Origin of the sequence: Bacillus sp. MZGC1 (assembly GCF_002998605.1) — a bacterium.
GTDB lineage: Bacteria > Bacillota > Bacilli > Bacillales > Bacillaceae > Bacillus.
The window spans coordinates 45,860-58,225 of sequence record NZ_PVRE01000006.1 but is presented as its reverse complement, the minus strand read 5'-3'; the positions used below and the strand labels follow the sequence as shown (position 1 = coordinate 58,225).

Sequence of the window (12,366 nt, the reverse complement as noted above, 5' to 3'; positions counted from 1 at the left end):
GCTAATAAGTCAAGCAAAGGAAAATGAGTGTGAACAATTTCATTTAGATTCTGGTTTTCATAGGCATGATGCACATAGATTCTACCTTAAAGTTGGATTAGATATTACTTGTCACCATTTTCAAATGTCTCTTTAACAAATGGAAGGTCAGCATCGATTAGGTGGAATTAAGTTATATTTAGAAGAAACAAATGCATTCATTAATGTGCCATTTTTAGCTTTTCATTATTTGGAAGATGAAGAAGAGATCAGTTTATTTGATACTATCAACACTAAAGCTAAAGGTATAGGGTCTTCTTTAAGCCAATATCTAAAAATGGACTCAGAAGATTTGAGTTGGGTGGCAGCACAACTTTTTATCCAACCAGACAGTCCATTTCATGAATTAGGAACAATTGTAGGTCTGAGAACAACTTCTAAACGGGTTACTTTACAAAACATTTATAATACTCTCGTCTATTTAACAAAACAGAACAAACTATATGAGTTGTCAAAAGAAAAATTACTTAGTTGATATAATCATACCAAAGAAGAAAAGGAGAGAAGAAGAATTATGGAGATAACGCCTGTAGTATTAATAGGAGATAGAGTAAAGATACAACCTATGGAAGATTATCACGTACAGGAATTATTTGATGCGGGAAACAATCCAGATATATGGGCACACATGCCAATGAGGGTTCAATCGATTGAAGATATGAAGTCCCTTGTGAATGGAGCACTTCAAGCGAGAGAGCAAGGAAGCGAATTTCCTTTTGTTATCTTCGATAAGAATTCGGGGAAAATTGTGGGAAGCACTCGTTTTCTTAATATATCCATACCAAATCGTAACTTGGAAATTGGTTGGACATGGCTGTCTCCAACTGTTTGGCGAACTAGAATAAATACAGAATGTAAGTATCTTCTTTTGAAACACTGCTTTGAAACACTTGGGACAATTCGTGTTCAGTTGAAAACAGATAGCAGAAATGTGCGGTCTCAGCAGGCAATTGAACGGTTGGGTTTGGTAAAAGAAGGGGTGCTTCGGAATCATATGGTTATGCCTGACGGTTATTTAAGAGACTCTGTGTATTACAGTGTAATCGACCAAGAATGGGTGCTAGTGAAGGACAAATTGGAGAGTATGCTACAATAATCTCGTATTTTCGAAGTGTTGCTTATAAAACTAAAGGGTGCTTTGACTTAACAAAGGAGGTAGCTGCGGCACCTCCTTTTCTTATTGAACAAACGGAGCAACTAACTTTACTTGAACAATTATGACCCTAAAAAATATACATATAATAATAAAGGGTAATAACACAATTCTGTGGGGAATGAACATGTTATCGAAACGTGAAGAAGAAAGACGAAACCAATTAGAAGTAGTGGCTTTAGATGAATTAGTGCCTGAAGATCATCATGTGGACCCCGTTGTTCTCATTAAAATGGTTTTGATCCAATATCTATTTGGCATTCGCTCCATGCGTCAAACCATTAAAGAAATTGAAACCAATGTTGCTTATCGTTGGTTTATTGGGTATGGGTTTTCCGAGAAAATTCCGCACTTTTCTACCTTCGGTAAAAACTACGGTCTGAAAGGCGCTTTATAAAGCACCTTCTATACTTATTCCCAAGTTTTTGCATGTTTCTGAACTAGTTCAATCATGCTAGTAATAGAGGGTGATAGCCATTTATCTTTGTGATATGTCAAGTAAGTAGATAGGGAATTTTGTTGATTTGAAACTTTCTCTCCCTTAAATAGGCCATTTTTTAGTTCTTCTTTTACAGAAAAGAAGGGAACAAGAGATACCCCTAGTCCATTTTTAACACAGTGTTTTATTGCTTCAATGCTTTGAAACTCTATACTATCTTTTATATAAAGTTCATTTGATATAATGTAATCATCGAAAACTGATTTATAACTACATCTTAAATCAGAATATAATGCAGTATTTAATGTGTCCCCTTTGCTGTGTGGACTAATGAAGACCATTCTCTCTCGTACTAATTCTTCGATATACAACTCCTCCTGTGTCCAGTTCTTGTTTTCCAAAATCAAAGCTAAATCAATGTCACCACTTTGAAGGCTCTTGGTAACATCGTAATTTTCTAATGACTTAACGTAAAGACTCACTTTCGGATATTTCTGCTTAAATTCGAGGAGAATAAGAGGAATCCGGCAAATAGTTAAGGATTCTGATATTCCTATAGTTAGATCTCCTTGAGGTTCCTTATCAATAGTTAGTGATTGTTCATATAGTTCAATTATTTGATTTGCATAAGGAAGATATTGCTCTCCGAAGTGAGTCAATATTACTCTCTTTCCTAATCGGTCGAAAAGGGGCCTACCTAATTCTTTTTCTAATTCTTTAACATGTGTAGTTATAGAAGATTGAGCATAACCCAAATGCTCAGCTGCTTTATTAAAACCATTTTTGTTAACAATTGTCTTGAAAGTAATTAAATGTCGAAGTTCCAACTTAATATCTCCTTTTAGGATAGTTTAATAATATTGAACTACCCTATCTAATATATTCATTTTACTAAACTGTATTATTCATTTAAGCTAATAACCAAGAGGTTGTCAAACAATAATTTTAGGAGGTAAAAGAAATGAAAAAAAATATATTATTTGATACTTTTAAAATTAATAAAACGGAGTTAAGAAATAGAATTGGACTAGCACCAATGACACGAATTAGTGCTACAAAGGATGGTTATGTTACAGACAAGATGGTTAAATACTACCGTTCTTTCGCAAAAGGGGGATTTGGGTTAATAATAACTGAAGGTACGTATATTGATGATAAAAATAGCCAGACATATCAATATCAACCAGGTATTGCATTCGACGGACAAGCAGTAGTTTGGAAAAAGATTGTAGATGCAGTTCATGAAGAAGGTAGCAAGATTTTTATGCAATTACAGCATAGTGGACCACTTTCACAAGGAAATCATTTTTCAGAGGAAACGATTGCTCCGTCGTCAGTAAAGCCACAAGGGGAACAACTTAAATTCTATTTCGGAGAAGGAGAGTATAAAATACCTCGAGCAATGACTAAAGAGGAAATGGATAATGTGAAAAAAAGCTTTGTAAAAGCTGCTCAGAGGGCAGAATCTGCTGGATTTGATGGGGTTGAAATCCATGGGGCCAATGGTTATCTCTTAGATGCTTTTCTTACAGAGTATACCAACCTACGTACAGATGAATACGGAGGAAGCACAGAAAATCGTGTAAGGTTTTTAGTTGAAATTGCATCCGAAGTAACTAAATCTGTAGGAGATGATTTCATAGTTGGCATGCGAATCTCTCAATCGCAAGTAAATGATTATACCTATAAATGGTCAGGAAAAGAGGAAGATGCAAAAATCATTTTTGGTTCTCTAGGTCAATCAGGATTAGACTATATTCACGTAACGGAGTATAAAGCCTGGCAGCATGCATTTGATGGAGGAGAAAAATCCTTAGTTTCTTTAGCAAAGAAATATAGCCAGTTACCAATAATAGCAAACGGTCAATTAGATAATATTGAAAGAGCAACTGAAATGTTAAGTAACGGTGATGCTGATGTTGTAACAATAGGAAAAGGTGCTTTAGCTAATCACGACTGGGTAAAAAAAGTTGAAAAGGAAGAACCATTAACCGTTTTTAATCCAGACGAAGTTCTTTATCCAGTAGCTAATATAAAAGATTTTGAAATCAATTAAACCAAATAAGCTAACCCAAACGCGTTAGCTTATTGTGGTTCTATTTCAGAAGGCGGTTGATTTTCTATACCCCATTCACACATTTCTTCCAAAATCGGAATGAGTGAAGCTCCTTTAGCTGAAAGATAATATTCAACTTTTGGGGGAATCTGTGGATATTCTTTCCTAACTATTAATTCACTCAATTCTAGTTCCTTGAGTTGTGAACTAAGTGTCTTAAATGTTATGTTACCAATCATTCTATGCAACTCATTGTAGCGGATCGGATGGTTTTCTGCTAGTAAATATAGGATTACCATCTTCCATTTTCCGCCAATCAAGGACAAAGTATAACCAAAAGGAGTATCCTGTATATTCTTGATTTTACCACGATATCCATTCATTGTCATTGAGATCATCCTTTCAAATAAACATCTGTATGAACTAAAATGATTGTATAGACGTCTTTTATTAGTTTACAGTGAACTGTAAGACTTGAAAAGGTACTATCTTTTTAGATAGTACCTTTCATTTTAGTGCGTACTATTAATTGATTTTAATTGGTTTATACTGAAATTAGTTGAAAAGTAAAGGAGATTAAAAATGACAAATAAAACAATTCGTCTTCTAATGCCGCAATGGCAAGGTGGAAATAATCCTAATTATTCATTTGGTGCTGAACTTCTCGCTTGGTTAGCTCCACAAAATGAACAGCCGCTTATAAAAGTTCCTGTTTATGACCCGGATGAGAGTCCCCTTGAATTGGAAAGAGGGGTTCGCGGTAGAACCCAAGTAATAAATCAGTTGAAGTCTGCTCAACAAATTATTGCTGCCCATCAGCCAGATAGCATCATTATGTTTGGTGGTGATTGTCTGGTTGAACAAGCACCTTTTGCTTATTTAAACGAACGCTATAATGGAGAACTAGGACTGATATGGATTGATTCACATCCTGATGTATCTAGTCCAAAAGATTTTGAGAACAGCCATACTATGGTATTAGGGAATTTATTAGGAGAGGGAGATGCGGAATTTGCAAATGAAGTAAAAGTTCCATTAAAGCCAAGCAATGTCTTTTTTGCTGGACTTGAAGAAACATTTTCCCATGAAACAGAATTAATACAAAGACTCGGTATGAAAACGGCAAGTACAAAAGAACTGATAAATAATCCTAATGCTATTAAAGAGTGGATTGTTGAACAAAATATTAAACATCTAGCTATTCACCTTGATTTAGATGTTCTTGATCCTAGTGCATTCCGTTCTTTGATTTTTGCAAATCCGGATTCAAAAGAAACGATAGACTTTCCTATGGGTAAAATGCATTTTCCACAATTGACGGAGATAATCCAGGATGCATCAAAAGAAACAAATGTGGTAGGATTGGGCATCACGGAGCATTTGCCTTGGGATTCTATTAATTTAAAAAAGCTTTTAAGTACTATACCTATCTTTGTTTAAGTAACAATCCTATCTTACTAAACATGTATTAATTTAAATGGAGGTATTATGGATAACGAAGAGAAGACATTACGATTGATCATGCCACAATGGCAGGGCGGTAACAACCTTTCGTATCACTTTGGAGCTCAGTTACTAGCATGGCTTGCTCCACCCACAGATGATGAAACAATCGAAGTACCTATTTCCACGGATCCTACTAATGATGAAAAAGAAGAGGGAATCGTAGCCAAAAAGCAAATCATTAAGCAAACTTCTTTAGCTTTAAATATTCTTCATGAACGAAATCCAGACCGGGTGGTTGTTTTAGGAGGAGACTGTAGCGTAGAACTTGCACCGTTCGCTTATCTTACAGAAAAATATAAAGAGGAATTGGCTATACTTTGGATAGATGCCCATCCGGACATTAAAACAGCAGAGCTATATCCGCATTATCATGCCATGGTACTGGCAACACTTCTTGGAGAAGGGGATCCTAATTTCGCTTCGCTTGTCCCTCGAAAAGTTAATCCAAGCAATTTACTATTTGTAGGGATTAATGATGAGAAAGAAAAAGCACCTTCAGTTTACGAAAAATATAAATTTCCTAATGTGAGTTCAGAGGAATTTGCTTCATCTAGCGAAAATGTACTGGCAGCATTGCGAGCAACAGGTGCTTCTCGGATTGCCGTTCATTTTGATCTGGATGTATTGGATTTACGCGAGTTCCGTTCGCAAGGTATTGCTAAACCAGAGCGCTATGGTGAATATGTAAGTAAAGGGTTAAAACGTTCATCCATTCAATCTGTAACTCGCCTGATTCAAGATGTTAGCAATGAATTTGATATTGTTGGGTTAGGTATTACGGAACATCTGCCTTGGGATGCACTTACACTTTCAAATATGCTTAATAACTTACCGTTGTTGAAAAAGCATTGAGTATAAATATAAAAATGAAAAAGAAGTTCTTGAGCAGCTTATAAAGTTGCTCTTTTTTATGCTTAATAGCAATCCTTTTGGAAGGTTACAAAAATGCATATTTTTTGAACCTAGAAGAGTGTATTAGTGAAGAAAATGGTGGAAGTTGGAGATCATTTTCTATTCGACACCCCAACTACTGAATATAAAAAGAACTTAGGTGTAGTAGCTGTCAAGGAAATATTATGAATACAACCAAAACTTAAACTTGAGCTGAGCTCTCTTAGTTTACATAATATATATTCTAGGAAGTTACAGTGCAAATGAATTTCTCTTGTCTCAAATCTAAGTATACTTATCTTATTGAGACAAAAAAGAAAAAATCAAAATCCCACGTTTATTCGCCAGATTTTGATTTATCAAGATATTTATTGTGACATCTGGATTAATAATGGCGCCACCGCCAATCCATACATAGTTCCAATGGTGACTGGTTTGCCGAATTCAATGCCTTTTGCACGTTCTATTAGGTCAAGCGGGTGTCCAGCCGATGCATCAAAATTTGCAAAAAAATGCTCGCCAACCTCTAATTCCTTTAAAATGGATGTTCTTTTTTCTGGCTGATTGGTTTGCTGGTATGCAAATGTCAATTTCTCGATCTGCGATCAGGGTTTGGTCACTAGAAACATAATGTTCTCCTTGGATCATTTTTTCCTTTTCACTTCTATTTATCCTGATTCATCATTTGAATGAATGCATCTGTGAATTGTGTCGTGGTTTCGCTTCCTCCTAAATCCTTCGTTTTTATGTTCATTTTCATCATCTCATCCAGAGTGCGTCTTATAAGAACAGCCGTCTTTTTCAGCCTGTCATCATGATATTTCACATATAACCAGTCAAAAAGCATGACTGTAGAAAGAATTAACCCCATGGGATTGGCGATATTTTGCCCAGCAATATCCGGTGCTGATCCATGTGCTGCCTGTGCCATCGCTTGGTTTTCGTTACAATTTAATGAAGGGGCGATCCCTAAACTTCCGACTAGTTCCCCTGTTAAATCCGATAAAATATCCCCAAACATATTCTCTGTCACAATGACATCAAAATCACCGGCACGTCTTACTAAGTGAGCTGCCATTGCATCGATATGTAGATCTTCTACTGTCACGTGCGGATATGCTTTTGCCACCTCTTGGCATGTTCGCAGAAATAAACCAGATCCTAATTTGATTACGTTTGCCTTGTGAACAATGGTCACCTTTCGCCTGCGCTCCATTGCACTTTGAAAAGCTGCATGAGCAATACGTGTAATCGCTTTTTTGGTAAACACACCTGTGGATATAGCGACCTCTGGCGTAATCATCCACTCTCCTACCCCATGATACATGTTCCGATCTGGATAAAAGCCTTCTGTGTTCTCTCGAAAAATCACGAGATCGACGTTTTGCACAAGGCCCTGTACCCCAGGTAATGATTGAGATGGACGAATGTTTGCAAATAAATCAAACGTATGACGGAGCTCTCCGCTTGGATTTCTCCTCTCTGTCAATATCTCTGGATATGAGGCAGAATCATGAGGCCCTAAAATCCACCCATGGCACTTTTTTAATTCTTCTATAGTAGATGCTGGCACAGGATCTTGGTGAGAATGGATGGCTTCAAAGCCAATTGGACATTCGACATATTCCACAAATGACTCCTGAAACTGTGATAGCGCTGCCTTTAAGATGCGCATATTTGCTTGTACAATTTCTGGCCCAATCCCGTCTCCTTTCAACACACCGATACGATATGAATTCATGCTTCCTCCCCCTTTATGTTTATTTTACCTTCTCGTCAGAAGAATTGGGAAGGCAAGATTTCTTTTGACTAGAATTGTTCATGTTCCTGCCTCAAGTTATTTACGAATCAGCCCATCTCATTTATAATCGAGTAGATTTGTTCAGTAACAGATACATCTTTAAATGTGAGGGATTAGATGGAATTAAAGTGGTATAAAGCGATTATAGTTATTTTCACGATGTCTGGTATTTCCATCTCTACATGGTTTTCACGGACACCGGAAGTTAGAGATTTATTACAAGCCAATACAGGAACGATGGGACTTATTTTACTTGGCTTATCCGTTGGTTCAATTGTCGGGCTTATTCTTTCAAATGTATTTGTTCGAAAAAAAGGCGGCCGCGTGGCGATTGTGATTAGTGCTTTTTTGATGTTCCTTGGATTCACCACTCTTGCCATTGGTTCAACACTCTCTTCTATCTTTGTCGTCACTGCCGGTCTATTTCTTTTTGGAGCAGGCTCAGGTATGTGCAATGTGGCGATGAACCTAGAAGGGACAGAAATTGAATACAGTATCAAGAAAACCATTTTGCCTATATTGCACGCTTCCTTTAGCATTGGCACTTTAATTGGAGCAGGAGCTGGCATTCTTTTTATTCATCTAGGGGTCTCTGTGCTGAATCACCTACTTGTCATTGCCCTTCTTTTCTTTCTCAGCATCTTGATTTGCACACGGTTTATTCCGCACGGTACAGGAAAGGATCAGCATGAGAAGCAGTCGGATACAATAGATGATACTCAAACGCCATGGCTGAACAAACGAACGGTCTCTCTTGCGATGATCGCCTTATGTCTTGCGTTTGTCGAAGGGTCTGCCAATGATTGGATTCCACTTGCGATGGTGGATGGCTACCAGGTTTCACATTCCATGAGTACAGTCATCTATGCTTTATTTTTATGCGGGATGATTAGCGGCAGACTAATCAGCGGACGTTTGATCGATCGTTTCGGCAGGGTGTTATTGCTAAGAATTGCGATTTTATCAGCCGCCGCCGGACTATTTCTGGTCATTTTAAAGATTTCACTTGTTGTATGTATGATATCGATCTTTTTATGGGGACTTGGCGCTTCTTTAGGCTTCCCGCTAACCATTTCTGCAGCTGGTGATGATAGCCGGTACGCCGTGAAACGCGTCAGCATTGTGACCTTATCAGGTTATACAGCCTCTCTTTCTGGGCCGCCTATATTAGGGCTGCTTGCCAATCAAGTAGGACTGCTTCATGCCTTTATTTTTGTTTTATTCGCCATATGTATTGCAGGAATCTTTACAAAAGCTGTAGCAAAACCGCGTTCATTACAAGTTCACTAAAAGTGTCTGATCCTCGATCATGGCACTTTTTTTAAATTTAAAAAATAAAATTGAAACCTTTCATGAAGTGAAACAGTCCTATAAATGTCCTGATGTTTATCGCTTTTTTAAAGAGGGAAAGTAAAAAAATAAGACTTTTCAAATAACAGAAAACGTGATAAGATCATGAAAATAAACAGGAAGGGGTGAGAAAAATGAAAAAAAATATGCTGCTAAAATTAGCTGTCTTATTTATAGCACTCGCAAGTTTTCATTTGTTCTCAATGCCTCATTCCGTTCAGGTATACCATCATGCAAAGGTGGTTGCCGATCAAGAATCACATGAAATGAAAATCGCTCAGACAATGGGCGATGAAAAGAAACAAAAACATGTGAGCGCAGTATTTGCCGCATTTACAGTACTGCTGATGATTGGCAGTATGACAGCTGGATTTGCACGCATCACTCATACTGATCAATTTGACCGGAAAAAGAAGCATTTACTTGCAGTATTCTATCAATCTTCTTATTTCCGACTATCTCGTGTTTAACCCAACCATCTAAATCAAAACAAAAATTGGGAGGTTTTACACGATGTTATTTTTCTTAAGAGTATTCATTCTAGGTCTATTCTCTGTCACTTCACTTTCTCTTTTCGTCTACCAAGGAATTGAAGTAGTGCACGCCATTACAAGCATGTTTGGCAACCACGAGAGCTAAATGACCCGTATATAAAAGAAACCCCCTGTTTATCGCAGGGGGTTTTCGTTTGCTTATTTATTATCATCTGGCGCAGGTTGAGGTGTGACAAGGACATGTGTTACTTCTCCCTGCTCTTCCTCATCTACAATAAATGATCCATTGCTATAGCGGTCATTCGCTCTTAAAGTAGAGATATCAAGCGGAATCGTTGCACCCTTATCCGTATCAATCTCAAGTGTATCGTGCAGTGATGCAGCAATAACAGCCACAATACGGTGCGGGTTTTTCTTTAATTCTCTTAGCATCAGAACTCCGCGTTTGGCTCTAGATGTTTTATCAAATTCAGAGAGGTTCATTCGCTTCACAGCCCCTCTTTGAGTCGTCAGCACGAGGACATCGTTTTTCGGATCAATGATCTGGCCAGAGACTACTTCGTCCCCATCCTTCAAGTTGATTCCTTTGACACCAGCCGCTCTCGGACCAACAACACTTACTTCTTCTTCATCAAACCACAATCCATAGCCATTCTTCGTCGCAATAAACAATTCCTGCTGTCCTGTTGTCACATGAACATCCACGAGTTCATCGTCCCCTTTTAGGTTCAAGGCGACAAGCGGTTTCGAATAGCGCTGCGCTTTATATTGAAGAAGCTCTGTTTTCTTCACCATTCCACCTTTTGTAAAGAACAGAAGATACGACGTTTCATCAAATTCTTTAATTGGAATGGCTTTTTGAATTGATTCATCACGATCAATTGAAATGATATTCGTAATATGCTGCCCCATGTCTTTCCAGCGTATGTCTGGCAGCTGATGAACTGGACAATAAATATAGCTCCCTTTATTCGTGAACAATAGGAGGACATCCGTTGTATTCATTTCAAACTGATGAATCAGGCGGTCTGTATCCTTCATGCCAAAGTCCTTACCGTTAGATGCAGCATAGGAGCGCTGACTTGTCCGTTTGATGTACCCATCCTTCGTCACCGTGACGTAAACATCCTCTGAGGCGATCATCACTTCAAGGTTAATCTTAATTTCTTCGATTTTTTCCTCAATGACAGATCGTCTCTCATCAGCATATGTCTTTTTGAGCTTTTTCAAACTGTTTGTAATGACCTTTAGCAGCTTTTTCTCGTTACCTAAAATGTCTTCAAGTTCTGTTATACGCACATCAAGCTCACTAGCTTCGTCTCTTAATTGCGTAATATCCGTATTCGTTAAACGATATAACTGGAGGGAAACAATCGCTTCTGATTGTGCTTCTGTAAAGTCATATTTCTCCATCAAGTTGTTTTTCGCATCTCGCTTATCATTAGAGGAGCGGATTGTGGCAATGACTTCATCTAAGATGGAAAGCGCCTTAATTAATCCGTCTACAATATGGTGGCGTTCCTTCGCTTTTCGAAGCTCATATGCTGAGCGGTTCGTCACCACTTCTTTTTGATGGGCAATATATGCATCAAGTATAGTTGTCAGCGTCATTAAGGTTGGTCTACGATTATGTATCGCCACCATATTAAAGTTATATGGAATTTGCAGATCTGAGTTTTTATATAAGAAATTCAAGACACCATTTGCATCTGCTTCTTTTTTCAGCTCTACCACGATTCGAAGCCCAGTTCGGTCAGTCTCATCTCGAACCTCTGAAATTCCTTCAACTTTTCTTTCAATTCGGAACTCGTCCATCTTTTTGACAAGATTGGCTTTATTCACTTCATAAGGAATTTCTGTGATCACGATTTGCTGGCGTCCGCCGCGGATGGTTTCAATTTCCGCTTTTCCGCGAATCATAATCTTTCCTTTTCCTGTTTCATAAGCCTTCTTAATGCCGTCGACCCCTTGAATGATACCGCCTGTTGGGAAATCTGGACCTTTGATGACTGTCATTAAATCCTCAACCGTACAATGCGGCTGTTCGATTCGTTTAATGACACCATCAATCACTTCTCCCAGATGATGCGGCGGGATATCGGTGGCATAACCTGCTGAAATCCCTGTTGATCCATTCACGAGAAGGTTTGGAAACATCGCTGGTAAAACAACTGGCTCCTTGCTTGTATCATCAAAGTTTGCGACAAATTCGACCGTTTCCTTGTCTAAGTCCTTTAATAGCTCTGAAGCAATGGCAGAAAGCCTTGCTTCCGTATAACGCATGGCAGCAGGCGGATCTCCATCGATACTCCCGTTATTCCCATGCATCTCAATGAGCACATTTCGTACTTTCCAATTCTGACTCATTCTCACCATCGCTTCATAAACAGATGAGTCACCGTGCGGATGATAGTTACCAATCACGTTACCGACTGTTTTCGCGGCTTTACGGAAGTTTTTATCTTGCGTGTTTCCTTCTGCGTACATCGCATATAAGATTCTTCGTTGTACAGGCTTTAGTCCATCTCGCGCATCTGGAAGCGCACGGTCTTGGATAATATATTTACTATAGCGACCAAACCGGTCTCCGATCACTTCTTCTAATGGTAAATCATGAAATCGTTCTTGTTGTGCCAT

The 12,366-nt window shown here is 38.3% G+C and carries 12 protein-coding genes and 2 pseudogenes; 9 read left to right on the top strand and 5 right to left on the bottom strand.

What is annotated here, in order from left to right; all coding sequences use genetic code 11:
* Window positions 1–139: 139 nt before the first annotated feature.
* The 3 genes and pseudogenes from C6Y06_RS16830 to C6Y06_RS16820 form a co-directional block, all read left to right on the top strand.
* Window positions 140–514 (top strand): ParB N-terminal domain-containing protein, encoded by a 375-nt coding sequence (locus C6Y06_RS16830; protein ID WP_106037264.1) that lies wholly within the window; start codon window positions 140–142, stop codon window positions 512–514.
* Between the two features lie 39 nt (window positions 515–553).
* Window positions 554–1,135 (top strand): GNAT family N-acetyltransferase, encoded by a 582-nt coding sequence (locus C6Y06_RS16825; RefSeq protein WP_034661951.1) that lies wholly within the window; start codon window positions 554–556, stop codon window positions 1,133–1,135.
* Between the two features lie 184 nt (window positions 1,136–1,319).
* A pseudogene (locus C6Y06_RS16820) lies at window positions 1,320–1,568 on the top strand (transposase); the annotation flags it as partial.
* Between the two features lie 35 nt (window positions 1,569–1,603).
* Here C6Y06_RS16820 and C6Y06_RS16815 read toward each other — a convergent pair.
* Window positions 1,604–2,458 carry a LysR family transcriptional regulator gene (locus tag C6Y06_RS16815; protein WP_106037263.1) on the bottom strand — a complete coding sequence of 285 codons (855 nt, stop codon included), beginning with the start codon at window positions 2,456–2,458 and terminating at the stop codon, window positions 1,604–1,606.
* 134 nt (window positions 2,459–2,592) lie between these two features.
* Here C6Y06_RS16815 and C6Y06_RS16810 point away from each other — a divergent pair, with 134 nt between their 5' ends.
* The gene (locus C6Y06_RS16810; RefSeq protein WP_106037262.1) at window positions 2,593–3,687 is read left to right on the top strand and encodes an NADH:flavin oxidoreductase; all 1,095 of its coding nucleotides are present in this window, start codon (window positions 2,593–2,595) and stop codon (window positions 3,685–3,687) included.
* 29 nt (window positions 3,688–3,716) lie between these two features.
* Here C6Y06_RS16810 and C6Y06_RS16805 read toward each other — a convergent pair whose 3' ends face one another.
* Complete coding sequence (locus C6Y06_RS16805) at window positions 3,717–4,076, bottom strand: winged helix-turn-helix transcriptional regulator (protein WP_106037261.1); 360 nt, start codon at window positions 4,074–4,076, stop codon at window positions 3,717–3,719.
* Between the two features lie 193 nt (window positions 4,077–4,269).
* Between C6Y06_RS16805 and C6Y06_RS16800 the strand changes: the two genes are divergently transcribed.
* Together C6Y06_RS16800 and C6Y06_RS16795 are read left to right on the top strand one after the other, a co-directional pair.
* Window positions 4,270–5,127: an arginase family protein gene (locus tag C6Y06_RS16800; protein WP_106037260.1), complete on the top strand. Its 858-nt coding sequence runs from the start codon at window positions 4,270–4,272 to the stop codon at window positions 5,125–5,127.
* Window positions 5,128–5,175: 48 nt separating this feature from the next.
* The gene (locus tag C6Y06_RS16795; protein ID WP_223251471.1) at window positions 5,176–6,045 is read left to right on the top strand and encodes an arginase family protein; all 870 of its coding nucleotides are present in this window, start codon (window positions 5,176–5,178) and stop codon (window positions 6,043–6,045) included.
* Window positions 6,046–6,453: 408 nt separating this feature from the next.
* On the opposite strand, the pseudogene C6Y06_RS20365 reads toward C6Y06_RS16795, so the two are convergent.
* Together C6Y06_RS20365 and C6Y06_RS16785 are read right to left on the bottom strand one after the other, a co-directional pair.
* A pseudogene (locus C6Y06_RS20365) lies at window positions 6,454–6,732 on the bottom strand (maltose acetyltransferase domain-containing protein); the annotation flags it as partial.
* Window positions 6,733–6,748: 16 nt separating this feature from the next.
* Window positions 6,749–7,825 (bottom strand): isocitrate/isopropylmalate dehydrogenase family protein, encoded by a 1,077-nt coding sequence (locus C6Y06_RS16785; protein WP_060596432.1) that lies wholly within the window; start codon window positions 7,823–7,825, stop codon window positions 6,749–6,751.
* 177 nt (window positions 7,826–8,002) lie between these two features.
* Here C6Y06_RS16785 and C6Y06_RS16780 point away from each other — a divergent pair, with 177 nt between their 5' ends.
* The 3 genes from C6Y06_RS16780 (at window position 8,003) to C6Y06_RS20460 (ending at window position 9,874) form a co-directional block, all read left to right on the top strand.
* Entirely contained in the window at window positions 8,003–9,175 is a 1,173-nt protein-coding gene (locus tag C6Y06_RS16780; protein ID WP_034660790.1) for an MFS transporter, read from the top strand.
* A 194-nt stretch (window positions 9,176–9,369) separates the two neighbouring features.
* A complete protein-coding gene (locus tag C6Y06_RS16775; protein WP_034660789.1) occupies window positions 9,370–9,705 on the top strand; it encodes a hypothetical protein in 336 nt (111 codons plus the stop codon).
* Window positions 9,706–9,748: 43 nt separating this feature from the next.
* Window positions 9,749–9,874: a hypothetical protein gene (locus C6Y06_RS20460; protein WP_008343787.1), complete on the top strand. Its 126-nt coding sequence runs from the start codon at window positions 9,749–9,751 to the stop codon at window positions 9,872–9,874.
* 53 nt (window positions 9,875–9,927) lie between these two features.
* Here C6Y06_RS20460 and parC read toward each other — a convergent pair whose 3' ends face one another.
* Window positions 9,928–12,366 (bottom strand): DNA topoisomerase IV subunit A, encoded by a 2,439-nt coding sequence (gene parC / locus C6Y06_RS16770; protein ID WP_060596430.1) that lies wholly within the window; start codon window positions 12,364–12,366, stop codon window positions 9,928–9,930.

Bases quoted from the DNA above. Each gene is read 5' to 3' on its own strand.
- C6Y06_RS16785 (WP_060596432.1), bottom strand. From the start codon at position 7,825: ATGAATTCATATCGTATCGGTGTGTTGAAAGGAGACGGGATTGGGCCA.
- C6Y06_RS16810 (WP_106037262.1), top strand. From the start codon at position 2,593: ATGAAAAAAAATATATTATTTGATACTTTTAAAATTAATAAAACGGAG.
- C6Y06_RS16795 (WP_223251471.1), top strand. From the start codon at position 5,176: ATGGATAACGAAGAGAAGACATTACGATTGATCATGCCACAATGGCAG.
- parC (WP_060596430.1), bottom strand. From the start codon at position 12,366: ATGGCACAACAAGAACGATTTCATGATTTACCATTAGAAGAAGTGATC.
- C6Y06_RS16805 (WP_106037261.1), bottom strand. From the start codon at position 4,076: ATGACAATGAATGGATATCGTGGTAAAATCAAGAATATACAGGATACT.
- C6Y06_RS20460 (WP_008343787.1), top strand. From the start codon at position 9,749: ATGTTATTTTTCTTAAGAGTATTCATTCTAGGTCTATTCTCTGTCACT.
- C6Y06_RS16825 (WP_034661951.1), top strand. From the start codon at position 554: ATGGAGATAACGCCTGTAGTATTAATAGGAGATAGAGTAAAGATACAA.
- C6Y06_RS16780 (WP_034660790.1), top strand. From the start codon at position 8,003: ATGGAATTAAAGTGGTATAAAGCGATTATAGTTATTTTCACGATGTCT.
- C6Y06_RS16830 (WP_106037264.1), top strand. From the start codon at position 140: ATGGAAGGTCAGCATCGATTAGGTGGAATTAAGTTATATTTAGAAGAA.
- C6Y06_RS16800 (WP_106037260.1), top strand. From the start codon at position 4,270: ATGACAAATAAAACAATTCGTCTTCTAATGCCGCAATGGCAAGGTGGA.
- C6Y06_RS16775 (WP_034660789.1), top strand. From the start codon at position 9,370: ATGAAAAAAAATATGCTGCTAAAATTAGCTGTCTTATTTATAGCACTC.